Here is a 22,764-nt window from a genome sequence, read left to right on the forward strand (position 1 = left end):
GGGACCGTTCGATGAAGCTGTTCTCATGCCCATCCTGCGACCAGGTCGTATTCTTCGAAAACGTCGTCTGCGAGCGCTGCAACCACGCCCTTGGCTACGAGCCGGCGAGCAACGCCATGCTCGCGCTCGAGCCGACCGGGACCGCCTTCACTTCTGTCGGGCGCGGCGGCGACGGCCGGCAGTGGCGCTACTGCACGAACTACGACCACGGCGTCTGCAACTGGGTCGTGCCGGGCGACGGCGCGGAGCCGTTCTGCGTGGCGTGCCGGCACAACCTCGTGGTGCCTAACCTCGCCGACGCCGCGAACGTCGCGCTCTGGCAGAAGATGGAGATCGCCAAGCGCAGGCTGTTCTACACGCTGCTGCAGCTCAATCTGCCGCTCGTCACGCGCGCCGAGGACGCCGAAGGCCTCGGCTTCGAGTTTCTGTCGAACGATCCGACATCGGGTCAGCACGTGATGACCGGCCATGACGACGGCCTGATCGTGATCGCGCTGGCCGAGGCCGACGACGCCGAGCGCGAGAAGCGCCGGACGGCGATGGGCGAGCCCTACAGGACCCTGCTCGGCCACTTCCGCCACGAGATCGGCCACTGGTACTGGGACCGGCTGGTGCGCGACGGCGGTCATCTCGACGCCTGCCGCGCGGTGTTCGGCGACGACACCCTCGACTACAACGCCGCGCTCCAGGCCCATTACGCCAACGGCCCGAGGCCGGGATGGCAGGGCGAATACGTCTCGACTTACGCCGGCGCCCATCCGTGGGAGGACTTCGCGGAGACCTGGGCGCACTATTTCCACATCACCGACACCCTCGACACCGGCCGGGCGTGGGGCTTCGTCGTCAACCCGCGCGTCGACCGCGAGGACGTGCTGACCGCGATGATCAACTTCAACGTCTTCGCGCCGACGACCACGATCGCGAACATCTCCGACGCGTGGCTCGCGCTCGCCGCGGCGCTGAACGCGCTCAACCGCTCGATGGGCGCCGCCGACCCCTACCCGTTCGTGCTGTCGGAAACCGTGCTGCGCAAGCTCGGCTTTATCCACGACCTCGTCCATGGCCGGGTGAACTGAGGCGGCCTCGCAGCCGTCGATGACTTCCGTGATTGACGATCGAAGTCGCGGATACCCGGTCGCGCAGGCCATGACGGGCCGAATTCCAAGAGAGGCTTAGCGCTTCCGAAACCCGGACGCCGGATGATGCGTCCCCGAAGCCCGTCCGTCCCTGGACGCAGGCGCAGTTCAAGGCCGCCGCATGCCGGAGCAGACCGGGATCGCCATCGTCGGCTGCGGCTTCGTGGCGGATTACTACCGCCATTGCCTCGCCTTCCACCCGACGCTGAAGCTGCAGGGCGTCTGGGATCGCGATCCCGAGCGGCTCGCAGCCTACGTCGCCTGCTGGGGCGACCGCGCCTATCGCTCGCTCGACGAGCTGCTCGCCGATAAAGCGGGCGCGATCGTCCTCAACCTGACGACGCCGGAAAGCCACGCCGCGATCACCGAGGCCGCGATCGCGGCGGGCCGCCACGTCTATTCCGAAAAGCCGCTCGGCATGACGACGGCGGAAGCGGAGCGGATGCGCGATCTCGCGCGCTCGGCCGGCGTCCGGCTTTCGGCGGCTCCGAGCAACCTGCTCGGCGAGAGCATGCAGACCGCATGGGCGGAGATCCGCCGCGGCGCGGTCGGTCGCGTCGCCCTCGCCTACGCCGAGCTCGACGACGGCATGGTCCACCGCGCCAACTACCGGTCGTGGCTGAGCCGCTCCGGCCGGCCGTGGCCGGCGCGCGCCGAATTCGAGACCGGCTGCACCTTCGAGCACGCCGGCTACGCCATCACGGTGTTCGCCGCGATGTTCGGGCCGGTGCGGCGGGTCACCGGCTTTTCCGCGCTGCTCGTTCCCGACAAGCGCACCGACCCTCCCCTGCCGCATCCGGCGCCGGATTTCTCCGTCGGCTGCCTGGAGTTCGACGGCGGGGTCGTCGCGCGCATCACCAATTCGATCGTCGCGCCCTACGACCACCGCATGCGCATCATCGGCGAGGAGGGCTCGCTCGAGATCCGCGAGCCGTGGGACTTCTCTTCGCCTGTCATGCGTCGCGGACCCTCGACGAGCCGCCTCGCCCGCGCGCTCGAACGCCGCCTGCCCGCGCTCGGCGGCAAGCGGGTTCCGATGGCGCGCAGATCGCCCTACCGGCCGGGCCGCAGCGGGCCGACGCTCGACTTCATGCGTGGCGTCGCCGAACTCGCCGACGCGATCCGGACCGGCCGGCGCTGCCGGCTCGACGAGGATTTCGCCGTCCACGTGACGGAGGTCACCGAGATGATCCAGCATCCCGACCGCTTCGGACGACCGGCGACGGTGCGCTCGACCTTCGCGCCGATCGAACCGATGGACTGGGCGCGATGACCCTGACCGCGAGGCTCAGCACCTGCTCGTTCCGCGGCGACTTCGAGGCCTGCCGCGCGCTCTGCGACAGCGTCGACCGCTTCGTGGCCGAGGAGATCGAGCACTGGCTGATCGTGCCCGGCAAGGACATCGCGCTGTTCGCCCCGCTCGGAGGCGGCCGGCGGCGGATCCTCGCCGAGGAGGACTTCCTGCCGCGCGGCTTCTGGAAAGCCCCGATGCCGGCGCCGAAGCTGCGCCGTCTGCTCAGGCTGCCGCGCCGGAACATCTATTTCACGCCGTTCAGCAAGCCGGTGCGCGGCTGGATCGCCCAGCAGATGATGAAGATCTCGGCGACCGCCTCGGCGACCACCGACATCGTCGTGCATGTCGACAGCGACAACGTCTTCGTCCGCAAGCTCACCCTCGACCATCTCGCGAAGGACGGCCGGGTGCGGCTCTACCGCAGCCCGGTCAAGGTCGAGCAGCCCGGCCATCGGCTGTGGCACGCGGCCGCCGGCCGGCTGCTGGGCCTGCCGCCGAGCGACTTCTACGACGCCGAATATATCGACGCCCTGGTGGTGTGGCGGCGCTCGGCGCTGGTGGCGATGACCGGCCGGATCGAGCGTGTGACCGGCTCGTCCTGGCAGGTGGCGCTCGCCCGCACGCCGCATTTCGCGGAATACGTGCTTTACGGCGTTCACGCCGACAAGGTGATGGGGCTCGACGCCGCCGGGCTCTATGCGGCGCCGGACTCGCTCTGTCATTCGCGCTGGTCGGGCGCGTTCGGCGGCAGGGCGGACGAGGACGCCTTCATCGCGGGTATCAGGCCGGACCACGTCTCCTGCCTGATCCAGTCCACGATCGAGATGTCGCTGGAGGCGCGCCTCGCGCTCTACGCCCGCGCCCAGGACTTCGCCGCCCGCCAGGACGCGGGGTGAGGGACTGCGGCGACCCCTCCGGATCGCCGCGCCTTACACCGCCTTCAGCGCGGTCTCGACGTCCTGCAGAAGGTCGTCGACGTGTTCGAGCCCGACCGAGAGCCGCAGCATCGCGTCGGTGATGCCGAGCTCCGCGCGCGCGTCCGGCGGAAGCCGCTGATGCGTGGTCGTCGCCGGATGCGTCAGGATCGACTTGGCGTCGCCGAGATTGTTCGAGATCTTGACGACCTCGAGCGCGTTGCCGAAGCGGAAGGCCTCGGCCTTCGAGCCGTCGATCTTGAACGCGATCAGCGTGCCGCCGCCCGCCATCTGTTTCTTCACCAGCGCCGCCTGCGGATGGTCGGAGCGGCCGCAATAGGTCAGCGTCTTCACCTTCGGGTGGTCCGCCAGGAAGTCCGCCAGCGCGGCCGCGTTCGACTGCATCTTCTCGACGCGGAGCGGGAGCGTCTCCAGCCCCTTGGCGAGCGTCCAGGCGTTGAACGGCGACATCGCCGGGCCGGTCTGGCGCAGGAAGGTGTGGAGGTGGTCCATCACGAATTTTTCCGAGCCCAGCACGACGCCGCCGAGCGTGCGGCCCTGCCCGTCGATGTGCTTGGTGGCGGAATAGACGACGACGTCGGCGCCGAGCGCGAGCGGCTTCTGCAGCACCGGGGTCGCGAACACGTTGTCGACGACGAGCAGCGCGCCGGCCTGATGCGCGATCTCCGCGATCGCGGAGATGTCGTAAACCTCCAGCGTCGGATTGGTCGGCGTCTCGATGAAGAAGACCTTGGTCTGCGGCGTCACCGCGGCGCGCCACTGGTCGAGATCGGCGCCGTCGACCAGCGTCGAGGGCACGCCGAAACGCGGCAGCAGATCCTCCACCACGTAGCGACACGAGCCGAACAGCGCCTTCGCCGCGACGACATGGTCGCCCGCCTTGAGCTGGCAGAGCATGGCCGCGGTCACGGCCGCCATGCCGCTCGCGGTGGCGCGGCCGGCCTCGGCGCCCTCGAGCGCGATCATCCGGCGCTCGAAGGTCGAGACGGTGGGGTTCGAGAAACGCGAATAGATGAAGCCGGGGTCGCGGCCGTCGAAGCGCGCCTCGGCGGCTTCCATCGTGTCGTAGGCGAAGCCCGAGGTGAGGAACAGCGCCTCCGACATCTCGCCGAAGCCGGAACGGCTTTCGCCTTCGTGGATCAGACGGGTGGCGGCGTTGAAGGAGCGGCCTGCGGGGAGGCTATCGCGGCTCATGATATCTGCGACCTCGGACGACGGCCGGGCCGCGTTCACGCCTATAAGGGAGGCGGCGTCCGCGCGTCCGGCCTTTTAGCGGGTTGTTTTAACGTGGCTGCAAGCCGGCCGGCTCAAGGGACCACGGGAGAACGCTTTTGGTAGTCCCGCGCCCGCTTGGCGTCAACGGCCCGTTCGCGTAAACGAACGCGAACGACGCTCGGGGGATCGCGGCTTGCTGAACGGAGACGGCGCGCCGGCGGGAGGCATCCTGCCGAGCCAGGCGATCGAGCGGCTGATCGCCGACGGCGCAATCGCGCTCGAACGGCCGGCCGCGGCCGACCAGATCCAGCCCGCGAGCCTCGATCTCAGGCTGGGCTCCGTCGTGCACCGGATGCGCGCAAGCTTCCTGCCGGGCGCGGGCCGCACGGTCGCGGAGCGGCTGGAGGAGAACCGCCTCCACACCATGGACCTGACCCAGGGCGCGGTGCTCGAGACCGGCTGCGTCTACATCGCGCCGCTGATGGAGAGCCTCGCCTTGCCGGCGGACGTCGCCGCCGCGACCAACCCGAAGAGCTCGACCGGACGGCTCGACGTCTTCACCCGCGTGATCGCCGACGGCGCGCGCGCCTTCGACGTGGTGCCGCAGGGCTATCGGGGGCCGCTGTTCGCAGAAATCAGCCCCCGGACCTTCCCGGTGCTGGCGCGCACCGGCTCGCGGCTGAGCCAGCTTCGGCTGCGCAGCGGGGAGGCGCGGCTGTCCGACGCCGCGCTTTCGGCGCTCCAGACGCGCGAGCGGCTGGTCGACGACGACCATGCCGACGTCGCCGGCGGCGTCGCGGTGACGGTCGACCTGCTCGGCGACGGCGAGGGTCTCGTCGGCTGGCGCGCAAAGCGCCACACCGGCGTGATCGACGTCGACGTCCCCGGCGCTCAGGACGTCGACGATTTCTGGGAGCCGATCCGCGCCGGCCGTTCCGGCCTCGTGCTCGATCCCGGCCAGTTCTACATCCTGGCCTCTCGCGAGGCGGTGCTGGTGCCGCCGGACCACGCCGCCGAGATGGTGCCGTTCGACCCGATGGTCGGCGAGTTCCGCGTGCATTACGCCGGCTTCTTCGATCCCGGCTTCGGCCACGCCCAGGCGAGCGGCGCCGGCGCCCGCGCGGTGCTGGAGGTGCGCAGCCACGAGGTGCCGTTCATCCTCGAACACGGCCAGACGGTCGGCCGCCTCGTCTACGAGCGCATGCTCGAGCGCCCCCGCGCGCTCTACGGCGAGCTCGGCGCCTCGAACTACCAAGGCCAGAAGCTCAAGCTCTCCAAGCATTTCCGCGCGGCCTAGACCGCGAAAGTTATTCCGCCCGCCACGCTCTATCTCCGGACGCTCACGCTGAAACGCGAGCGCGCCGTTGCGCCCTGAGCGCCGCGCCGCCGCGGATCGGCCGGCTGCGCCTCACATCCCTCCTGTTCCGGAGAGTCCCAGCGGCCGCGTCAGCGCGCGGACGTTTGCGTCGGGGCGCGCGCCAGACGTCTAGCCAAGGTGATACGTCACTGATATATTACATTTCGGACGCAGCAGAGACCTGAGCCTTGATGAGGAGGACCTGATGGAACTCAGCCAGAGCGCCATGTCCGAACGGCAACGCTTCTATCGCGCGAACTACCGCCAGCGCGTCGCCGGCTGGTACAACGGCTTCCTGCACATCACGATCATCTACGTGATCGGCTTCACGGCGCTGTACATCTACCTGTCGAACGTCTCGGCCCCGTCATGGCTTGAGCTCCTGACGGTTCCCGTGACCTTCCTGTTCTGCAATTTCTTCGAATGGTGGCTGCATCGATACGTGATGCACCGGCCCTCGCGGAATCCGATCGCGCGCGCCGTCTACAACCGCCACACGCTGCAGCATCACCAGTTCTTCACCGAACACGAGATGCGCTTCGCGGATCACCGCGACTACCGCGTGACGTTCTTCCCGCCCTACGCGCTCGCCACCTTCACGCTGATGTCGATCCCCGGCGCGATCGCGCTCGGGCTGCTGTTCTCGCCCAATGTCGGCTGGCTGTTCATCACGACCACCACGTCGATCTACATGATCTACGAGTTCATGCATTTCTGCTGCCATGTCGACGAGAACTGGTTCGTGGCGAACATGCCGTTCATCAACACCAACAGGCGCCACCACACCGCCCATCACGACCAGTCGATCATGATGGAGCGCAACATGAACCTCACCTTCCCGATCATGGACTGGCTGTTCGGCACGTCCGATCTCGACCGGGGCCTGCTGGGGACGCTGTTCAACGGTTACAGCACCCGTCACGTCCGAAAGGACATGCGCAAGACCTCGCGCACCCCTGGCGCCCGGACGCAGGCGGGCTTCGCCCAGCCGGCGGAGTGACGGCGACATGGCGATGGTCGAGCCGAACGTCGCGGCGCTCCTCTGGTTCGCGCTGTTCGCGGGCGTGGCGGGTCTCGGCTTCTATGTGGTCGCCGGGGCCTTCCCGCTGTCGACGCGGGACGATCTGACCGGCCATCCCGCGGGCGCGCCGCTCGCGGTCGTCAACGCGCTCGCCTTCGCCGCGCTCGCGGTCGGCGCGACGCTCTACGGCGTCGAGCACCTGCGCTGGACGAGCGTGGTGATCGTCGCCGGCCTCGCCCTCCTGTTCGCGCCCGGCGTCTTCCACATCTGGCCGCAGCGCTGGCGGGACGGGTTGTCGGGCCTCGCCATCATGCTCGGCCTCACCGCGGCTGCGATCGCGGCGCTTCAGCTCGTCGGCGGCGTCTACGCCGCCTGAAACACGGGACAAGACGAACCCGAACGGAGGAAACGATGCCATTCCCGGTCAAGATGGGCCTGACGGTCGTGGTGCTGCTCGCGGCGGTCGCCGGCTGGTTCTACATGGGCTGGCTCGGCAAGACGGGGCCGCAGATGGCGGTGCTGTTTCTCGGGCCGTTCACGGCCGGCAGCCTCTGGATCTTCCCCGAGGTGATGCGCGGCAAGGCGGACAACAAGCCGAAGGTCGCCGCGCGATGAAGACCTATCAGGGCGACCGCACCATCGACGGCGTCGTCGTCACCGTCGACGGCGCCGTTCTCGACCCGCGCGACGACCTCAAGCGCTACTGCGAAGATTTCGAATGGAGCTACGAGGGGCCCGCCCCGCGTCAGCTCGCCTTCGCGATCCTCCTCGACCATTTCGGGGACGCAAGCCGGGCCGAGCGGCTAGCCGAGCGCTTCATGCGCGACGTCGTGGCGAACTTCCAGAACGAGTGGGAGATGACGTCCGCTGACGTCGACCGCGCGCTGGCCGGCCCCGGAGCAGCGGCGGCCTGAGCCGCCGTCGACCCTCCAGCCCTCCCCTCCCGTCGTCTTCCGGCTCCAGCCGGAGATTCCGTCACGAGCGGCCGCCGCGAGAGCTGCGCGCCGCCTCCGAGAGATCGCCCATGCCGAGCGCAACCGTCGAAACCAAGCCGCGCGAGAAACGGACCATCAGCGAGATCCGGGAGTCGAAGCGCTCGGGCGAGAAGATGGTCTACATGTCGGTCCCCGACTACACGTCCGCCAAATGGGCGGAGATGGCGGGCGTCGACGTCGCGGTCGTCGGCGACAGTCTCGCCATGATCGCCCATGGCCACGCCAACACGATCCCCGCGACGATGGACATGATGGTCATGCACGCCCAGGCGATCCGCCGGGGCGCGCCGAACACCTTCGTGCTCGGCTGCATGCCCTACCAGAGCTACCACACGGTCGACCGGGCGCTGGCGAACGCCACGCGATTCATGCAGGACGCGCTGACTGACGCGGTGAAGCCGCAGGGCGGACGGTCGCAGGCCCACATCCTCAAGGCGCTGGTCGACGCCGGGATACCGACCGCCTCGCATATCGGCCTGACGCCGCACACGATCGCGAATTTCGGCGGCTTCAAGATCCAGGGCAAGACGGCGGACGCCGCGATGAAGATCCTGGAGGACGCGCTCGCGATCGAGGACGCCGGCTGCTTCATGCTCGAGTTCGAGGCTGTGCCGGCGCGGATCGCGACGCTGATCTCCAGCCAGCTCACCATACCGACCATCGGCATCGGCGCGGGCGTCGGGACCGACGGCCAGATCCTGCTCTGCCACGACCTGCTCGGGGTCTTCACCGACTTCAAGCCGAAGTTCACCAAGCGCTACGCCAAGCTGACCGAGGTCGCGGTCGCCGGCATCCGCGACTATGTCCGCGAGGTGAAGGAGGGCGCGTTCCCCGACGACGACCATTCCTATTCGGTGAAGGACGAGGAATTCGAGAAGTTCGCCGCGATGGTCGAGAAGCGGCGGCAGATCTGAGCGCGGCTCAGATTTCGAGCGTCCTGCGCGCGAAGCTCTCGATATAGTCCATCAGCCGGTCGGAGGCGGCCGACGCCGCCTCCCGGTTGCGGCTTGCGATCGCCTCGGCGACCTCGGCGTGGAGCCGAGCTGACAACGGCAGGTCTCCGACCTCGCGGTAGTGCTGATACCAGAACCGCCGCGACAGCGCGGTCATCGTGCTGATCGAGCGGACCGCGAACTCGTTGCGGGCTGCGGCCGCCGTCAGCTGGTTGAATTCGCGGTCGAGCCGCATGAAGGCGAGATCGTCGGCGGCCGCAGCCGACGCGCGCATCGCGATTGCGATCTCCGCGAACCGGCGCCGCTCGGCGGGATCCGCGCGTTCCGCGGCGAGACGCGCGAGCAGCGCCTCAAGGACCCGTCGCGTCTCGAGCAGCCGCAGCTGGCTCTTCAGGTTTATTTCGGAGACCAGGATCCCGCGCCGCGGAATGACGACGACCAGCCCGTCGCGGGCGAGGCGCTGCAGCGCCTCGCGGATCGGGGTGCGGCCGATCGAAAGGCGCTCCGACAAGGCGAGTTCGCTCAGGAAGGCCCCGGGGGGCAGCTGCAGCGTGGTGATCAGCTCCTCGAGCTGAAGATAGGCCTGATCGGTGAGCGTCGCCGCCGAGCGGTCGTCGCCCGTCGCCCGCTCGACCACGGCCGGCGACGGGCCGTCCTTGATCTCTGCGGCCGGCTGCTCTGCGAAGTCTGTCATCGGATCCACGACGCGTCGAAGGAGGCCCCGATCCTAGAGCCCGTCGTCGGCCCCGCCAAGAGTTCGACGAAGTGTGGCTTGTGTGGCTCTGATATATGACTGATACTTTTCAATAAGAAAAAACAGATACAGGGGAGGACTGAGGATGGCGGACATTACGTTCGGATCTGGGGCTGCGGCCGGCGTCTCGGGCGTACGCCCGACCGCCGCGACAGCGTCTGACGTCATGATCGCGGCGCGGCTCGACCGGCTGCCGATGACAGGCTACCAGCGCATGATCTTCTCGATCGTCGCGACCGCATGGTTCTTCGACTCGATCGATCTCGGCTCGCTCACCTTCCTGCTGGGCTCGATCAAGGCCGAGTTCAACCTCACGACCGCCCAGACCGGGCTACTGTCGAGCATGAGCTTCCTCGGCATGTTCGCGGGCGCAGCCCTCGCCGGCATGCTGGCCGACAAGATCGGCCGCCGGACGGTGTTTCAGATCAGCATGATATTCTGGGGCGCGGGCAGCCTCTGGTGCGCCTACGCGCCGGACGCCGCGGCTCTCGGCTATGCGAGGCTGATGCTCGGCTTCGGCATGGGCATGGAGTTTCCCGTGGCTCTGGCGATCGTCTCCGAGTTCGTGCCGACCACGAAACGCGGCCGCTATCTCGCGATCCTCGAGGGATTCTGGCCCCTCGGCTTCATCTGCGCGGGCCTGCTCAGCCTGTTCTTCCTGTCCTATTTCAGCTGGCGCACGATGTTCCTGGCGCAGGCGATCCCCGCGCTCTTCCTGTTCGTCGTCCGCGTGCTCGTGCCGGAATCCCCGCGCTGGCTCGCCGACCAGGGGCGCTCGGACGAGGCGGAGCGCGTCATGAGCCACATCGAGTCCAAGGTGACCGCGCGGCTCGCCGCGGGCCGGACGCTGGACGATCCGCGGCCGCTCGCGGCGCAGGCGAGGGGGGAGCGGCGCTTCTCCTTCCTCGAGCTCTGGTCGAAGGGCTACGCCAGCCGCACGGTGATGATCTGGACGACCTGGTTCTTCGCCCTGCTCGGCTTCTATGGCCTGACCACCTGGCTCGGCGCGCTGCTCCAGGAGGCGGGCTATTCCGTCACCAAGTCGGTGAGCTACACGATCCTGATCTCGCTCGCGGGCGTGCCGGGCTTCATCACCGCGGCCTGGCTCGTCGAGGCGTGGGGGCGCAAGGGCACGTGCGCCCTGATGCTGCTCGGCTCGGCGGCCGCGGCCTACGCCTATGGCCACGCGCCGTCGTTCGAGCTGCTGATCGTATTCGGGCTGCTGATGCAGTTCTTCCTGTTCGGCATGTGGTCGGTCCTCTACGCCTACACGCCGGAGCTCTACCCGACGCGCGCTCGCGCCACGGGGGCGGGCTGCGCCTCGGCCGTCGGCCGCATCGGCTCGCTGATCGGGCCTTATGCGATCGGGGTGGTGCTGCCGACGCTCGGCCACGGCGGAGTCTTCGCGCTGGGCGCGGGCTCGTTCGTGATCGCGGCCCTCACCGTCCTCATCCTGGGCGTCGAGACCAAGGGCAAATCGCTCGAGGCGATTTCCGGATAGGCTGCAGCCGAACGGTCGCGGGCGCATCTGCGTCCGCGGCCGGTCACTTTTCCACCTTCGCGTACTGCCGCCCCTCATGGGCGTCGTTGATGTATTGGCTCGCCACCAGCCAGCCTTTCAGGGGCCGCAGCGGCGGGATCATCGTCGCGAGCATCAGCGGCAGCGTCGTGAAGAGATGCAGCCAGTAGGGCGCCTGGTGGGCGACCTCGAGCCAGACCGCGAAGAACGCCGACGGCAGGCATGCGAAGGTGATGGCGAAGAAGGCGGGCCCGTCAGCGGGGTCGGCGAAGGAATAATCGAGGCCGCAGACGTCGCATTTCGGCGCGAGCTTCAGGAAGCCGTCGAACAGACGGCCATCGCCGCAGTGGGGACAGCGCCCCTTGATTCCCGCGAGAATCGGATTGGCGACCTGAGGACGGGTGGGCGCGTCGCCTGGCATGGCGTCTCCTTCTCGGGGAACGACGTCGCGGATGCGGGCATTTCCCTGCCTGGACAATGTAAGCCCGCGCCGCCTGAAATATCAGTCCGGAGCAGAGGCGCAGCCGATGGCCGCCCATGCCGGCCCCGCTATTGACTCTGCGCCTCCATGTCGTCGACGTAGGCCGGAACGGCGCGCGGCTTGGCCTCGAGGCGGCATCGCCCCCCTTCCGCCAGGCCAAGCGCCTTCGGCCGTTCCGCGGGCGTCACTGTCGAGGGCCGCTCCCGGGCAGGTGGACTGCGAGGAATACGGCGAGGATCGCGAAGAACAGCGCTCCTAGAAAGTCGCCGAAGCGAACGTCGGCCTCGTGTTTCGTCCACCACTGCTTGAATCGCATCACACTGAAGGTCGCGGCGACGAGGTTTGTTCCCGCGTCGACCCCCTTAAGGCGGCACGTCCGGTTGTGAGGATTGCGCCGATGGGCGAGATTGAGAGGCTGACTGATCGAGGGTCGCCAGTCCGCTCGACGGCCGGCTTTGCTTGCGCAGGAGAGTCCAGTGTCCCGTCCGCCTCTGCCGCCGTTCACGCGCGAGACCGCGATCCAGAAGGTGCGCGCCGCCGAAGACGGCTGGAACGGCCGCGACCCGGCCAAGGTCGCGCTCGCCTACACGCCCGACAGCCGCTGGCGGAACCGGGCGGAGTTCATCAACGGCCGGGCCGAGATCGAGGCGTTCCTGACCCGCAAATGGGCCAAGGAGCTCGACTACCGCCTGATCAAGGAGCTCTGGACCTTCGCCGACGACCGCATCGCAGTGCGTTTCGCCTATGAATATCACGACGACAGCGGCAACTGGTTCCGCGCCTACGGCAACGAGAACTGGGAGTTCGACGCCGACGGCCTGATGAAAATCCGGCACGCCAGCATCAACGAGCATCCGATCGAGGAAGCCGATCGCAAATATCGCTGGCCCCTCGGGCGCCGGCCGGACGATCATCCGAGCCTCAGCGATCTCGGTTTCTGAGCCGAGCGAGGAGACCCGGCTGGCGCGCGGCGCCAAAAAATTAACGATGTCGCGCCAGAATCATGAGCGGAGCGTGCAAGCCCTCATCTTGAGGCGGGCGATTGCCGGCGATTGGCGCAGGGCCGCGCCCATGCGATGAGCGGAACCGACGGACCCATGGCGGACGTGCCGAACGGCGGATATCGGGGGTCTTCGTCCGACGGAGCGTGGCCGGAGGCTTTCGCCATGCTCGCCGCCCGACTGCGGCGCTCGATCTGGCTCGTCCTGGTGTTCGCGATCGCGGGCGCCGCGCTTGGACTGGCGGCGCGGGCCGCGCTGCCTCAGAAATTCAGCGCGACTGCGCAGATCCTGATCGATCCCCGCGGCATGAACGTGTTCTCCAACGAGCCGGTCAACAGCCAGCTCGACGCCAACGCCGCCGTCAATTTCGTCGAAAGCCAGATGCAGGTCATCGGCTCCGAGCGGGTGCTGGCGCGCGTGATCCGCGACGAGAGCCTGAGCGAGGACCTCAAGTCCGGCGACGACGACGCGATCTCGCCGGCCGAGACGCAGCAGGGCGATCCCGCCGGCGACATGCGGCTGCGCCCGAGCCTCGGCGTGGACGGCAAACCGGTGGATCCGGCCGCGCTCAACGCACTGTCGCGCGCCATCACGATCAAGCGCAACGAACGCAGCTACATCGTCGACGTCACCGCGAGCGCGCGGACCCCCGAGCTCGCCGCGCGGCTCGCGAATGGCGTGGTGAAGGCGTTCATCGACGAAGACGCCGCGAGCCGCGCCGAAGCCGGTCGGCGGCTGACCGGCGAACTCACCGGCCGTCTCGACGAACTGCGCAAGCGGTTGCAGGACTCGGAGTCGAAGGCCGAGGAATTCCGCCGGCAGAACGGCCTCGTGGCGTCGGGCGACAAGCTGATCGTCGAGCAGAAGCTCGGCGAGGCGGTGACCGAGCTCAGCGCCAGCCAGGCGCGGCTGTCCCGCGCCGAGGGCCGCGTCGACCAGCTCGACCGCGCCCAGCGCGACCTCGGTTCGCTCGGCGCGCTGACGCCGACCGAAGACATGCGGACGATCTCCTATCTGATCGAGCGCCTGAGCGCGGCTCGGGAGAACCTGGCCGAACTCAGCCTGAACCTCGGCGCTCGCCATCCGGCGCTGGCCAGCGCCCGCAGCCGCGTCTCGGAGATCGACAGCCGGATCGTCGGCGAGCTGAACCGCATCCGCGAAGCTGCGAAGGCCGATCTCAACCGCGCCCGCGCCGAGCAACAGGGCCTCACCCAGACTGTCGCCGCGCTCTCCGCCGACGTCTCGAAGGCGCGCCAGGCGCAGATCGAGCTGCGCTCGCTCAGCCAGGACGTCGAGGCGAACAAGGCGCTGCTCGCGACCTTCGAAACGCGCGCCCGCGAGGCCAACGAATTCGGCCGGATCGCGACCGTAAACCTGCGGGTCGTCTCGGTCGCCTTGCCGACCGAGGGTCGCTCGGCGCTGTTCGGCGCGATCGTCTTCGCGATCGTCGGGGCCCTCGTCGGGGTGATCCTCGCGATCGGCCTCGTCACCCTGCTCGCGCTGCTTTCGATCGGCGAAAGCCGGGTCCCGGCTTTCGTGGCGCGCGAGCGCGTCGCCGTCCGCACCCCGCCCGCCAGCGGGGCCGGCGCCGGGGACCATGTCCGCCGGGCGGCGCGGGCGAGCTGATACCGATCCATGGCCCGTAAAGCGCGATCCGGCGGCCTCCGGGTGCTCGGCTGGGTCGGCTGGGCCGGCGCGGACGCCGGCGGCCGCATCCTGCTGCTGACGCTGAGCACCGCGGTTCTGTCGCGCATGCTGTCGCCGCGCGACTTCGGCGTCACCGCGCTGGTGCTCACCGTCGTCGCCGTCATGTCGGTGTTCGTCGGCGCTCCGTTCGAGGAGGCGCTCGCCCAGCGCAAGGCGCTGCGGCGCAAGCATCTCGAGGCGGCTCTGGCGGCGTCCTGGGCGACCGGCCTGGCGCTGCTCGCGCTCTCGATCCCCGGCGGCATGGCGCTCGGCGCGTTCTACGACGAGCCCGAGATCGGCTGGCTGCTGCCTGTCGCCGCGATCGCCATGTTCTTCAGCGGGCACAGTGACATCGCGACGGCGCTGGCGCGGCGGCGGCGGCGGTTCAACGACGTCGCCTTCGCAAACCTCGCGGGCCACGCCATCGGCATCTCGATCGCGCTCGCCATCGCCTTCGCCGGCGCCGGGCTCTGGGCGCTGATCTCGGTGCGGCTCGCAGTCATGATCGCGCGCGCCTTTCTGCTGCAGTGGCGGCTCGGCGTCGTCATCCTGCCGCGCTGGTCGACGCCGCATCTTCGCGATCTCAGCCGTTTCGCAGGCTTCTCCTTCCTCGACCGGCTGGCCGACAACCTGATCTATCTCGCCTTCAACAACATGGTCGGGGCGGTCTACGGCGTGACGACGCTCGGCTACGTCAACATGGCGATGCGGCTGATCGAGCCGATCCGGGGCGCCGTCACCTCGACCGCGCACAACGTCTCCTTCTCGTTCTTCGCCGCCGCCGCCCACGACCATGTGCGCCTCAAGGAAAGCGCCGAGACCATCGCCTCGCAGACCGCCTTCCTGATCGCGCCGATCTTCGTCGGGCTCGCGGCGGTGGCGCCGGTGCTTCTTCCGGTGGTCGCCGGTCCCGGCTGGGAGCCCGCATCGCACATCGCGGTGTGCCTTGCGATCGGCGGCGCGATCTCCCTCCCGGCGCGGCTGTTCTACACCGCCCTTTCCGCGAAGGCCCGGCCGGAGTTTGGACTGCTCGCGAGCGTGCTTGGCTTCGTCGCGACCGTCATCGCGCTGATCGTCGACAGCTCGCTCGGACCGATTTCCGTCGGAATCGCGCGCATCGTCGGCGACTCCGCGCAGGCGGGTCTCGCGATCGCGCTGCCGGCCGCCCTGCTCGGCTGGTCGCGCATCGACCGGCTGCGGGCGTTTCTGCCGCCCTGGGCGCTCGCCGGAGCCATGGGCGTCGTCGTCTGGGGCGCGATCGCGGTGCTTCAGCCTCACGGCGACGCCGTCGCGCTTGCGATCGCGGTGCCGCTCGGCGTCGCGGTCTACGCGCTGCTGCTCCGCCTGTTCGCCCGAAACGCGCTCGCCGCCCTGCTGGGCTCGCTGCGCGAGGCGGAGGCGGTGCGCCTGTGACGGAGCCCGGTCCGGCGCTGGTGACGGGCGCGGCCGGCTTCATCGGCTCCGGCGTGGCGGCCGCCCTCGCCGCGCGCGTGCCGGTTCGCGCCGCCTACCGCAACACGCCGCTGCCGGCGGCGCTTCTGGACGATCGCCGGATCGAGCCGGTCCGGTGCGATCTCGACGATCCGGCGGAGGTCCGCGCGGCGGTCGCGGGCGCGTCGCTCGTGGTGCATGCAGCCTATGGGCCCGACGCCGCGATGGCGCCGCAATGCGTCCGGCTGCTCGACGCCATGAGCGCGGAAGGCGTGAGCGCGCTCATCTATCTGTCCTCCATCGCGGTCTATGGCGAGCGGTCGGGCGTCGTCGACGAGACGGCCGCGCCGCTAGGCGCTCTCGGCGCCTATGCGCAAGCCAAGCGCGCCTGCGAGGCGTTGGTGCGCGATTGGGCCGACGCCGCGCCCGGCCGACGGGCGCTGATCCTGCGGCCGGGCGTGGTCTACGGCGCGGGCAGCCGGTTCTGGATCGACAAGATGGCCGAACGCATCCGGCTCGGCGCCTGGGGGTCGTTCGGGCCGGCGGGCGAGGGTGTTGCGCCGCTCGTCCATGTCGACGATGTCGTCGCCCTCATCGCGCAGGCGAGCCGGCGTCTGTCGGACGACGCATTCAGGGGCGCGCCGGCCCTGAACGTGATCGGGCCGGAGACGCCGAGCTGGAACGCGTATTTCGCCAGACTGGCCGACGCGCTCGGCGCGCCGCCCCTTCGGGAGTTGTCCCCCGCGACGATCGCCGCGCGACGCGCTTTCGCCGTTCCTGCCAAGCTGTGGCGGCGCCTTGGCCTGCCTGGTCTCCGGTCCACAGCGCTCGCGCCTGCGTCCGGAGAGATCACGCTGTTCGCGCTACGCGCGAGCTACCCGACAGATGCGGCGGCGGGGCTGCTGGGCTTCACGCCTGCTATCGGCCTGGACGAGGGGCTGCGCCGCAGCCTGCGCTGAGACGCGCTCAGGAAACGTGGCCTGAGCCGTAGAGCGCCGGACGGAAGCGCGGCATCCACAGCAGCTTGCCAAGCCCGCCATAGGCGCTGGCGAGCGCCCGCGACGAGCGCTCGCGGTCGAAAGGAGCGAATGCGGCTGCGGCCACCCCCGCCAGAGCGAACTGGGCCGCGCCGACCGCCATCCAGATCAGGGTGTCTCCCCATCGCGCCGGGCTGACCTTCAGGTTGACGAAGCTGCGGATCTGGCCGCTCAGGAACTTGCGCTTCCGCACATAGGCCCAGTTCAGTCGCCGCGGCGGCACCCATTCGATGACGTGGGCGGAGGCGGCGAAGGCGAAGCGGCGGCCGGACAGGACGAGCCGCCTGATCAGCAGGCTGTCTTCGCCCCCGGTCTGGTCGAGCGTCGGGTCGAACGGAGCCGCCTCGTCGAGGCAGCGCGCGCGCTCGAACATCGAGTTGTTGGTGCCGAGATAGGCGCCGAGGTCGGTGACGTCGGCGGCGTCCGGTCGATCGATCGTCCGCGAAAAGTAGGGCGCGAAGCCGCCGATCTCGCCCGGGCCGTCCGGCAGCGCCTCGACGGGCCCGAACACGGCGTCGGCGCCGGTCGCGCGCAACACCGCGAGGTGGCTTGCGATCCAGAGCGGCGACGCCTCCTGGTCGTCGTCGAGAAAGGCGATCCAGCGCCCGCCGGCCGCGGCGACCCCGGCGTTGCGGGCGCTTGCGACGCCCGGAACGGGAAGCGACAGATAGCGGATGAGACGGCCGGGCGCCTCGGGGAGGTCGTCGATCGTCCGTCGCGCCGACCCGTCGCGCGAGTTGTCGACCACGACGATCTCGAGCTGGCGGTCGTCAAGGCCCTGCTGGGTGAGCGCGCTGAGCAGCGCCCGCCGCAGCGGGGCGGGGCGGTCGAGCGTCGGTATGACGATCGTGACGGCGTCCATCGGGACCCAAGGCTCCATGATGAGCCACATACTGTCGTGACGGTTGAAAGTTCGATTAAGCGACGCCGCGATTTCGCCGGCGTCGAGTGTTTTCTTGGCGTCGGGCCGCGCGCTGAAGCCTTCGTTAAGGGAGCTTGCGCTCTTCTACACTTGAGCCCGGAAGACATTCTGAACGGGCGGGAAGCAGGACGGCATGAGCGACGCCGCCATCACTGCAGGGCTTGCGTCCGCCGGGCGCCGTCCCGCTGCGGCCGTCGGGTGGCGCGGCGCGCTGCATCTCGGCCTGTTCGTCGCCTTCCTCGCCTATGTCTTCATCGGCACCCAGCCGCTCGCCGACCCCTCCGCCGCCGCCGACCGCGTCGACGGCAGTCCGCTCGACCGTTTCGTCGTGCTCGGCATGGTCTTCCTGGCGCTCGCGGCGCTCGCGGCGAACCTCCGCGAGGCCGGCCGGATGGCCTTGCGGAATCCCGGCCTGATCGCCGTCGTCGGGTTCTGCCTGCTCAGCGTGGTCTGGTCCGACTATCCGGACCTGACGATCCGCCGCGCGATGCTGCTCGTGTTCCTCACGATCGCGGCTGCGGGAATAGCGGTCGGCGTGACCGATCTCCGACGCTTCCACACCACGCTGGTAGTCGCGCTGACGACGGTCGTCATCCTCAACCTGCTGGTGACGGCCGCCGCGCCCTCCCGCGCGATCACAGATCTCGGAGTGCGCGGCATCTATACCCAGAAGAACGTCGCCGGGATCGTCTCGATGATCGCCGTTGTGGTCGCCGCGACCTGGGCGCTCGGCGCCCGGCGGCGCCGCTCGGTCGTCCTCGGGCTGTGCGCCATCGTCCCGGCGGCGGCGTTTCTCGCGATCTCCCGCAGCAAGACGTCGATCGGCCTCACCGTGCTCGCGCTCGCGCTGCTGGCGGTGTTCGCGCTCGCCGAGAAGATCGGCGCGCGTTTCGTGCTCGCGGTCGTGCTGCTCCTGTCGCTCGCGCTCGCAGCCGCTTTGCTGACGCTGGCCGCGTTCGATTTCGACAAGACGCAGCTCGCGATAGCGCTGTTCGGCGACGCCACCTTCACCGGCCGCGACGAACTGTGGGCGTTCGCGCTCAACGCGGCGCACGAGCGAACCTGGCTCGGCCATGGCTACGGCGCGTTCTGGGACGTCGGCCCGGGCAACGACCCCCTGTTGCGGATGGATCCCGGAAGCTGGCTCGGCGACATCGCGAGCGGCGAGATCAACCAGGCGCATAACGGCTATCTCGAACTGTGGCTTCATATCGGCCTGCCGGCGATGATCGTCGCGGCGCTCGTCGTCGCCTGGGGGGCGGCGCGCGGCGTCGCGCTCGCGGCCCGGCGGTCGATCGGCCGGCCCGAGCGCGCGGCGATCGGCGCTCTCGCTCTGCTGCTCGTGTTGCATCTCCTGCACAATTTGACCGAGGCCACCCTGTTCATGCGCGGCATCGCCTTCTGCAACGTCGCGCTGCTCGCCCTTCTCGTGCTATCCCGTTGCAGGGATATCGCATCGGCTGACGACCTCGTCCGGGTCAGGAATCCCGTTCCGGATCGGACCCTGGGGAGCGCGCGATGAACACCGCAGCGACCGGCAGAGATCGGCCCGGACCTCCGCCCGCCTCCTTTCCGGCGGACGCAGCGCGGACCAACCGGTCCCAGACGCCCCAGACCGAGCCTCCGGCCGACGCCCGCGTTTCGTTCCTCGGGGTGCGGTTCGACCAGTTGACGCTGAAGGAAGCGGCGTCGCTCATCCTGTCCCGGCCGGAGGGCTCGCCGTTCGCGCCGGTCGTGACGCCGAACGCCTCGCATGTCGTGCGCATCGAGCGGTCGGAGGAGCTCGCCTTCGCCTATTCGCGCGCATGGCTCTGCCTCAACGACAGCCGCGCGATCGAGCTGCTCGCCCGTTGGAAAGGGCTCGATCTCCCGGCGGTCCCCGGCGCCGATCTGGTCGTGGAACTGCTCGCGGACCCCCAGTTCGCGCGCTCGGCGCCGGTGCTGCTCGTCGGGGGCGACACGGAGCTGTTCAAGAATTTCATCTCGACCGTGGGGCTCCTGAACGCGGTCCACTACGACGCCCCTATGGGCTTGCTTTCGAACCGGGAGGCCTTCGAGGAGACCGTCGCCTTCATCGAGGCGCATCCGGCGCAGTTCGTCTTCCTCGCCATCGGCTCGCCGCAGCAGGAGATGCTGGCGGAGCGGCTGCGCCGCCGCAGGATCGCGACCGGCGTCGGGCTCTGCATCGGCGCCAGCGTCGAGTTTCTCACCGGCCGCAGGCGGCGGGCGCCAGCCTGGGTCTCGCGATGGCGCATCGAATGGCTGTTCCGCCTGGCGTGCGAACCGCGGCGTCTCTGGCGGCGCTACCTGGTCGAGAGTCCTAAGATCCTGCGCCTGTTCCTGCGCGAGAAGCGGCGATAGGCCGTCCGCCATGGCGCTCGAACTCGCGGTCGTCATCTGCACCTATGAGCGGCCGGAGCCGCTCGCGCGGGCGCTCGGAAGCCTGTTCGTACAGCGCGTGCCGCCCGGGCTGAGGCCCACGATCGTCGTGGCCGACAACAGCGACGGCGGCTCGGCGGAGGCGGTCGTCCAGCGGTTGAGGGCCGAGAGCCCGTTCGAGATCATTTACGTCCAGGCGCATCCGGCGAACATATCGGTGGCCCGCAACGCCGGGATCGCGGCGAGCGCGTCGCCGGCTTTCGCTTTCATCGACGACGATCAGGAGGCGCGCGACGGGTGGCTCGAAGCGGTGGCGGAGGGGCTCGCCGCGCATCCTCACGACATCTTTCTGGGACGTGTGGGGGCGGTCTTCGAGGATCCGTCGAAGGCGACCGACGCCATGCGCAACCTGTTCTCGCGCGAGCTCGACGGACCTGCCGGCCTCGACCTGTTCGCGATGGGTCCGCAGAAGACGCCCGGGATCACGCTCGCGACGAACAATTCGGTGTTCCGGCGGGCCGCGACGATCACCGGCGCGAAGCCGTTCGATCCAGCGTTCGGCCAGGCCGGCGGCGAAGACCTCGACCTGTTCTGCAGGCTGCAGGCGAGGGGGGTGCGGTTCGGCTGGCTGCCCGAGGCGCGCGTGCTCGAATACGTCCCGGCGCGAAGATGTGAAGCCGGCTATCTAAATCGTCGGTTCTACGCCGGGGGGCAGGCCTACGCCGCGGCTGTCGCCCGCTCGAGCCGCAACCCGGCGCTGGCGCGCTGGACGCTGCGGATCAAGGCGGCGGCCCAGGCCGTGCTGCTCGCCTGCGCCGCGCCCGCCTATATCCTGCGCGGGCGCGCCGCGCGGGCCGACTACGCGTTCCGCTGGGCGGGCGTGCTCGGCAAACTGTCCTTCGGCGCGCTCTATCCGATCTACCGCGAGGACGACGCGGCGCGCGCGAAAGCGGCGTAGGCGATCGCGCTCAGTCGTAGTCCACCTGGATCAGCGTGAGCCCCTGGGGCGGCGCGACGGGGCCACAGGCCGCGCGATCGGCGCGGGCGAGCGCCGCCGCCAGATCGTCCGCGCTCCAGCGGCCGAGGCCCACCTCGACCAGCGAGCCCGCCATCGAGCGCACCTGATTGTGCAGGAAGGAGCGCGCGTTTGTCGCGATCAGCACGGCGTCGCCGTCGCGGCACACGTCGAGCCGATCGAGCGTCTTGAGCGGGCTCGCGGCTTGGCAGGCCGCCGACCGGAAGGTCGTGAAGTCGTGGCGGCCGACCAGCCGCTTGGCGGCGAGATCCATCGCGGCGACGTCGAGCCGCTTCACGACGCGCCACGCCCGCCCACGGTCGAGCGCCAGAGGCGGCCTGCGGTCGACGATGCGATAGACGTAATGCCGTCGGGTGGCGGAGAACCGCGCGTCGAAATCGTCGGCGACCTCAGCGACGTCGATCACCGCCACCGGCTGGGGCACGAGATGCGCGTTGGTCGCGTCACGCACCTGGTCGACCCTCCAGCGACGCGCGAGATCGACATGCGCGACCTGACCCGAAGCGTGGACGCCTGCGTCGGTGCGGCCAGCGCCTCTGACCACCGCCGGCTCGCCGACGAACGCCTCGATCGCGGTCTCGATTGCCTGCTGGACGGACTGGCCGTTCGCCTGCCGCTGCCAGCCGCAATAGGGCGCGCCGTCGTATTCGATCGTGAGGCGATAGCGCGGCATCTCAGCCGAGCCGCGCGCCGGGCGCGAGCCGCGCGCCATGGAGGAAAGCGGTCGCCTCGACCGGCTCCTTGCCGGCGCGCTGCAGTTGGAGAAGCCGCACCGCGCCGTCGCCACAGGCGATAGTAAGCCGGCTATCAAGAAGCTCGCCGGGCGTTCCGGCCCCGTCCGCGCGGGTCGAACGCAGAACCTTGACGCGCTCCGGCCCGCGGGAGCCCTCGAGCTCGAACCATGCGCCCGGGAACGGCGACAGGCCGCGGATGCGGTCGTGGACCTCCGCGCCGGGCGCGCTCCAGTCGATGCGCGCCTCGCTCTTGGCGATCTTCGCGGCGTAGGCGACGCCGTCCGCGGCCTGCGGGCGGAACGTCAGGCCGCCGCGCCCGAGCGCGGACACGGCCCGCGCCATCAGATCGGCGCCGAGCAGGCTCAGCCGGTCCTGCAACTCGCCCGCGGTCTCGTCCGGCCCGATCGTCACGCGCTCGGCCATGCCGATCGGCCCGGTGTCGAGGCCCTCCTCCATCTTCATCGCCATCACGCCGGTCTCGGGGTCGCCCGCCATGATCGCGCGCTGGATCGGGGCTGCGCCCCGCCAGCGCGGCAGCAGCGAAGCGTGGAGGTTGAGGCAGCCGAGCTCCGGCGCGTCGAGCGCGGCTTTCGGCAGGATCAGCCCATAGGCGACGACGACCGCCGCGTCCGCCTCATGCGCCGCGAAGGCTTCAAGCGTCTCCTCGTCGCGAAAGGTCCTCGGCGTATAGACCGGCAGGTTGAGGCCTTCCGCGAGGCGGTGCACCGGCGTCTTGGTCAGCTCCATGCCCCGCCTGCCGGCGGGCTTCGGCGCGCGGGTGTAGACGGCCGCGATCTCGTGGCCCTGGCCGACGAGCTCGGAGAGCGTCGGGACGGCGAAATCCGGCGTGCCCATGAAGACGAGACGCAAGCTCATGT

General features: G+C 69.5%; 24 protein-coding genes and 1 riboswitch. Of the genes, 17 read left to right on the plus strand and 7 right to left on the minus strand.

The features are described 5' to 3' along the window. The first annotated feature begins 11 nt into the window (after positions 1 to 11). From PKE75_RS12395 to PKE75_RS12405, 3 genes are all read left to right on the plus strand, one after another. Positions 12 to 1,076 carry a zinc-binding metallopeptidase family protein gene (locus PKE75_RS12395; RefSeq protein ID WP_271169033.1) on the plus strand — a complete coding sequence of 355 codons (1,065 nt, stop codon included), beginning with the start codon at positions 12 to 14 and terminating at the stop codon, positions 1,074 to 1,076. Between the two features lie 181 nt (positions 1,077 to 1,257). Next, entirely contained in the window at positions 1,258 to 2,409 is a 1,152-nt protein-coding gene (locus tag PKE75_RS12400) for a Gfo/Idh/MocA family oxidoreductase (protein WP_271169034.1), read from the plus strand. After that, a complete protein-coding gene (locus tag PKE75_RS12405) occupies positions 2,406 to 3,326 on the plus strand; it encodes a DUF6492 family protein (RefSeq protein WP_271169035.1) in 921 nt (306 codons plus the stop codon). Before PKE75_RS12400 ends, PKE75_RS12405 begins: the two co-directional genes overlap by 4 nt. Before the next feature lie 33 nt (positions 3,327 to 3,359). On the opposite strand, the gene PKE75_RS12410 is transcribed toward PKE75_RS12405, so the two are convergent. After that, a complete protein-coding gene (locus tag PKE75_RS12410; protein WP_271169036.1) occupies positions 3,360 to 4,559 on the minus strand; it encodes an O-succinylhomoserine sulfhydrylase in 1,200 nt (399 codons plus the stop codon). Between the two features lie 55 nt (positions 4,560 to 4,614). Beyond that, positions 4,615 to 4,694, minus strand: a riboswitch (SAM riboswitch). A gap of 79 nt (positions 4,695 to 4,773) precedes the next feature. Here PKE75_RS12410 and PKE75_RS12415 point away from each other — a divergent pair. From PKE75_RS12415 to panB, 6 genes are all read left to right on the plus strand, one after another. Then, on the plus strand, positions 4,774 to 5,877 hold the full coding sequence (locus tag PKE75_RS12415) for a 2'-deoxycytidine 5'-triphosphate deaminase (protein WP_271169037.1): 1,104 nt from the start codon (positions 4,774 to 4,776) through the stop codon (positions 5,875 to 5,877). 265 nt (positions 5,878 to 6,142) lie between these two features. After that, complete coding sequence (locus tag PKE75_RS12420) at positions 6,143 to 6,937, plus strand: sterol desaturase family protein (protein WP_271169038.1); 795 nt, start codon at positions 6,143 to 6,145, stop codon at positions 6,935 to 6,937. A gap of 7 nt (positions 6,938 to 6,944) precedes the next feature. Beyond that, positions 6,945 to 7,334, plus strand: coding sequence for a hypothetical protein (locus PKE75_RS12425; protein WP_271169039.1), 390 nt, complete (start codon positions 6,945 to 6,947; stop codon positions 7,332 to 7,334). 35 nt (positions 7,335 to 7,369) lie between these two features. Further along, positions 7,370 to 7,573 carry a hypothetical protein gene (locus PKE75_RS12430; RefSeq protein ID WP_271169040.1) on the plus strand — a complete coding sequence of 68 codons (204 nt, stop codon included), beginning with the start codon at positions 7,370 to 7,372 and terminating at the stop codon, positions 7,571 to 7,573. Continuing rightward, on the plus strand, positions 7,570 to 7,872 hold the full coding sequence (locus tag PKE75_RS12435; protein ID WP_271169041.1) for a DUF6166 domain-containing protein: 303 nt from the start codon (positions 7,570 to 7,572) through the stop codon (positions 7,870 to 7,872). Before PKE75_RS12430 ends, PKE75_RS12435 begins: the two co-directional genes overlap by 4 nt. Positions 7,873 to 7,982: 110 nt before the next feature. After that, positions 7,983 to 8,867 carry a 3-methyl-2-oxobutanoate hydroxymethyltransferase gene (gene panB, locus PKE75_RS12440; protein ID WP_271169042.1) on the plus strand — a complete coding sequence of 295 codons (885 nt, stop codon included), beginning with the start codon at positions 7,983 to 7,985 and terminating at the stop codon, positions 8,865 to 8,867. Positions 8,868 to 8,874: 7 nt separating this feature from the next. Here panB and PKE75_RS12445 read toward each other — a convergent pair whose 3' ends face one another. After that, entirely contained in the window at positions 8,875 to 9,600 is a 726-nt protein-coding gene (locus tag PKE75_RS12445) for a GntR family transcriptional regulator (RefSeq protein WP_271169043.1), read from the minus strand. 226 nt (positions 9,601 to 9,826) lie between these two features. Here PKE75_RS12445 and PKE75_RS12450 point away from each other — a divergent pair, with 226 nt between their 5' ends. Then, on the plus strand, positions 9,827 to 11,161 hold the full coding sequence (locus PKE75_RS12450; protein WP_271169191.1) for an MFS transporter: 1,335 nt from the start codon (positions 9,827 to 9,829) through the stop codon (positions 11,159 to 11,161). Between the two features lie 43 nt (positions 11,162 to 11,204). Here PKE75_RS12450 and PKE75_RS12455 read toward each other — a convergent pair whose 3' ends face one another. Together PKE75_RS12455 and PKE75_RS12460 are read right to left on the minus strand one after the other, a co-directional pair. Further along, a complete protein-coding gene (locus PKE75_RS12455) occupies positions 11,205 to 11,600 on the minus strand; it encodes a DUF983 domain-containing protein (RefSeq protein WP_271169044.1) in 396 nt (131 codons plus the stop codon). A 244-nt stretch (positions 11,601 to 11,844) separates the two neighbouring features. Next, positions 11,845 to 11,976, minus strand: coding sequence for a hypothetical protein (locus PKE75_RS12460; protein ID WP_271169045.1), 132 nt, complete (start codon positions 11,974 to 11,976; stop codon positions 11,845 to 11,847). 160 nt (positions 11,977 to 12,136) lie between these two features. Between PKE75_RS12460 and PKE75_RS12465 the strand changes: the two genes are divergently transcribed. The 4 genes from PKE75_RS12465 to PKE75_RS12480 all read left to right on the plus strand — a co-directional run bounded on the left by PKE75_RS12465 (position 12,137) and on the right by PKE75_RS12480 (position 16,737). Beyond that, entirely contained in the window at positions 12,137 to 12,601 is a 465-nt protein-coding gene (locus PKE75_RS12465; RefSeq protein WP_271169046.1) for a nuclear transport factor 2 family protein, read from the plus strand. A gap of 225 nt (positions 12,602 to 12,826) precedes the next feature. Beyond that, on the plus strand, positions 12,827 to 14,287 hold the full coding sequence (locus tag PKE75_RS12470; RefSeq protein WP_271169047.1) for a GumC family protein: 1,461 nt from the start codon (positions 12,827 to 12,829) through the stop codon (positions 14,285 to 14,287). A gap of 9 nt (positions 14,288 to 14,296) precedes the next feature. Continuing rightward, on the plus strand, positions 14,297 to 15,760 hold the full coding sequence (locus PKE75_RS12475) for an oligosaccharide flippase family protein (protein WP_271169048.1): 1,464 nt from the start codon (positions 14,297 to 14,299) through the stop codon (positions 15,758 to 15,760). Next, positions 15,757 to 16,737: an NAD-dependent epimerase/dehydratase family protein gene (locus tag PKE75_RS12480; protein WP_271169049.1), complete on the plus strand. Its 981-nt coding sequence runs from the start codon at positions 15,757 to 15,759 to the stop codon at positions 16,735 to 16,737. The genes PKE75_RS12475 and PKE75_RS12480 overlap by 4 nt, the downstream gene beginning before the upstream one ends. A gap of 7 nt (positions 16,738 to 16,744) precedes the next feature. On the opposite strand, the gene PKE75_RS12485 is transcribed toward PKE75_RS12480, so the two are convergent. Then, on the minus strand, positions 16,745 to 17,677 hold the full coding sequence (locus PKE75_RS12485; RefSeq protein ID WP_271169050.1) for a glycosyltransferase family 2 protein: 933 nt from the start codon (positions 17,675 to 17,677) through the stop codon (positions 16,745 to 16,747). Between the two features lie 193 nt (positions 17,678 to 17,870). On the opposite strand from PKE75_RS12485, the gene PKE75_RS12490 reads away from it, so the two are divergent. From PKE75_RS12490 to PKE75_RS12500, 3 genes are read left to right on the plus strand one after another with little or no spacing between them, the layout of a single operon-like run. Continuing rightward, complete coding sequence (locus PKE75_RS12490) at positions 17,871 to 19,259, plus strand: O-antigen ligase family protein (RefSeq protein ID WP_271169051.1); 1,389 nt, start codon at positions 17,871 to 17,873, stop codon at positions 19,257 to 19,259. Then, positions 19,256 to 20,098 (plus strand): WecB/TagA/CpsF family glycosyltransferase, encoded by an 843-nt coding sequence (locus tag PKE75_RS12495; RefSeq protein WP_271169052.1) that lies wholly within the window; start codon positions 19,256 to 19,258, stop codon positions 20,096 to 20,098. Before PKE75_RS12490 ends, PKE75_RS12495 begins: the two co-directional genes overlap by 4 nt. Before the next feature lie 10 nt (positions 20,099 to 20,108). Next, positions 20,109 to 21,074, plus strand: coding sequence for a glycosyltransferase family 2 protein (locus PKE75_RS12500; protein WP_271169053.1), 966 nt, complete (start codon positions 20,109 to 20,111; stop codon positions 21,072 to 21,074). Positions 21,075 to 21,084: 10 nt separating this feature from the next. Here the strand turns inward: PKE75_RS12500 and truA are convergent, their stop codons facing one another. Beyond that, positions 21,085 to 21,825 carry a tRNA pseudouridine(38-40) synthase TruA gene (truA, locus tag PKE75_RS12505; RefSeq protein ID WP_271169054.1) on the minus strand — a complete coding sequence of 247 codons (741 nt, stop codon included), beginning with the start codon at positions 21,823 to 21,825 and terminating at the stop codon, positions 21,085 to 21,087. 1 nt (position 21,826) lies between these two features. Further along, a complete protein-coding gene (gene fmt, locus PKE75_RS12510) occupies positions 21,827 to 22,762 on the minus strand; it encodes a methionyl-tRNA formyltransferase (protein WP_271169055.1) in 936 nt (311 codons plus the stop codon). Between the last annotated feature and the right edge of the window lie 2 nt (positions 22,763 to 22,764).

This window comes from Hansschlegelia plantiphila, from assembly GCF_027922265.1.
Taxonomy (GTDB): Bacteria; Pseudomonadota; Alphaproteobacteria; order Rhizobiales; family Methylopilaceae; genus Methylopila; species Methylopila plantiphila.

What these genes read in the sequence shown, in the direction of transcription:
- PKE75_RS12395 (WP_271169033.1), top strand. Translation starts at nt 12, where the DNA reads ATGAAGCTGTTCTCATGCCCATCCTGCGACCAGGTCGTATTCTTCGAA.
- PKE75_RS12400 (WP_271169034.1), top strand. Translation starts at nt 1,258, where the DNA reads ATGCCGGAGCAGACCGGGATCGCCATCGTCGGCTGCGGCTTCGTGGCG.
- PKE75_RS12405 (WP_271169035.1), top strand. Translation starts at nt 2,406, where the DNA reads ATGACCCTGACCGCGAGGCTCAGCACCTGCTCGTTCCGCGGCGACTTC.
- PKE75_RS12410 (WP_271169036.1), bottom strand. Translation starts at nt 4,559, where the DNA reads ATGAGCCGCGATAGCCTCCCCGCAGGCCGCTCCTTCAACGCCGCCACC.
- PKE75_RS12420 (WP_271169038.1), top strand. Translation starts at nt 6,143, where the DNA reads ATGGAACTCAGCCAGAGCGCCATGTCCGAACGGCAACGCTTCTATCGC.
- PKE75_RS12425 (WP_271169039.1), top strand. Translation starts at nt 6,945, where the DNA reads ATGGCGATGGTCGAGCCGAACGTCGCGGCGCTCCTCTGGTTCGCGCTG.
- PKE75_RS12430 (WP_271169040.1), top strand. Translation starts at nt 7,370, where the DNA reads ATGCCATTCCCGGTCAAGATGGGCCTGACGGTCGTGGTGCTGCTCGCG.
- PKE75_RS12435 (WP_271169041.1), top strand. Translation starts at nt 7,570, where the DNA reads ATGAAGACCTATCAGGGCGACCGCACCATCGACGGCGTCGTCGTCACC.
- panB (WP_271169042.1), top strand. Translation starts at nt 7,983, where the DNA reads ATGCCGAGCGCAACCGTCGAAACCAAGCCGCGCGAGAAACGGACCATC.
- PKE75_RS12445 (WP_271169043.1), bottom strand. Translation starts at nt 9,600, where the DNA reads ATGACAGACTTCGCAGAGCAGCCGGCCGCAGAGATCAAGGACGGCCCG.
- PKE75_RS12450 (WP_271169191.1), top strand. Translation starts at nt 9,827, where the DNA reads ATGATCGCGGCGCGGCTCGACCGGCTGCCGATGACAGGCTACCAGCGC.
- PKE75_RS12455 (WP_271169044.1), bottom strand. Translation starts at nt 11,600, where the DNA reads ATGCCAGGCGACGCGCCCACCCGTCCTCAGGTCGCCAATCCGATTCTC.
- PKE75_RS12460 (WP_271169045.1), bottom strand. Translation starts at nt 11,976, where the DNA reads ATGCGATTCAAGCAGTGGTGGACGAAACACGAGGCCGACGTTCGCTTC.
- PKE75_RS12470 (WP_271169047.1), top strand. Translation starts at nt 12,827, where the DNA reads ATGCTCGCCGCCCGACTGCGGCGCTCGATCTGGCTCGTCCTGGTGTTC.
- PKE75_RS12475 (WP_271169048.1), top strand. Translation starts at nt 14,297, where the DNA reads ATGGCCCGTAAAGCGCGATCCGGCGGCCTCCGGGTGCTCGGCTGGGTC.
- PKE75_RS12485 (WP_271169050.1), bottom strand. Translation starts at nt 17,677, where the DNA reads ATGGACGCCGTCACGATCGTCATACCGACGCTCGACCGCCCCGCCCCG.
- PKE75_RS12490 (WP_271169051.1), top strand. Translation starts at nt 17,871, where the DNA reads ATGAGCGACGCCGCCATCACTGCAGGGCTTGCGTCCGCCGGGCGCCGT.
- PKE75_RS12495 (WP_271169052.1), top strand. Translation starts at nt 19,256, where the DNA reads ATGAACACCGCAGCGACCGGCAGAGATCGGCCCGGACCTCCGCCCGCC.
- PKE75_RS12500 (WP_271169053.1), top strand. Translation starts at nt 20,109, where the DNA reads ATGGCGCTCGAACTCGCGGTCGTCATCTGCACCTATGAGCGGCCGGAG.
- truA (WP_271169054.1), bottom strand. Translation starts at nt 21,825, where the DNA reads ATGCCGCGCTATCGCCTCACGATCGAATACGACGGCGCGCCCTATTGC.
- fmt (WP_271169055.1), bottom strand. Translation starts at nt 22,762, where the DNA reads ATGAGCTTGCGTCTCGTCTTCATGGGCACGCCGGATTTCGCCGTCCCG.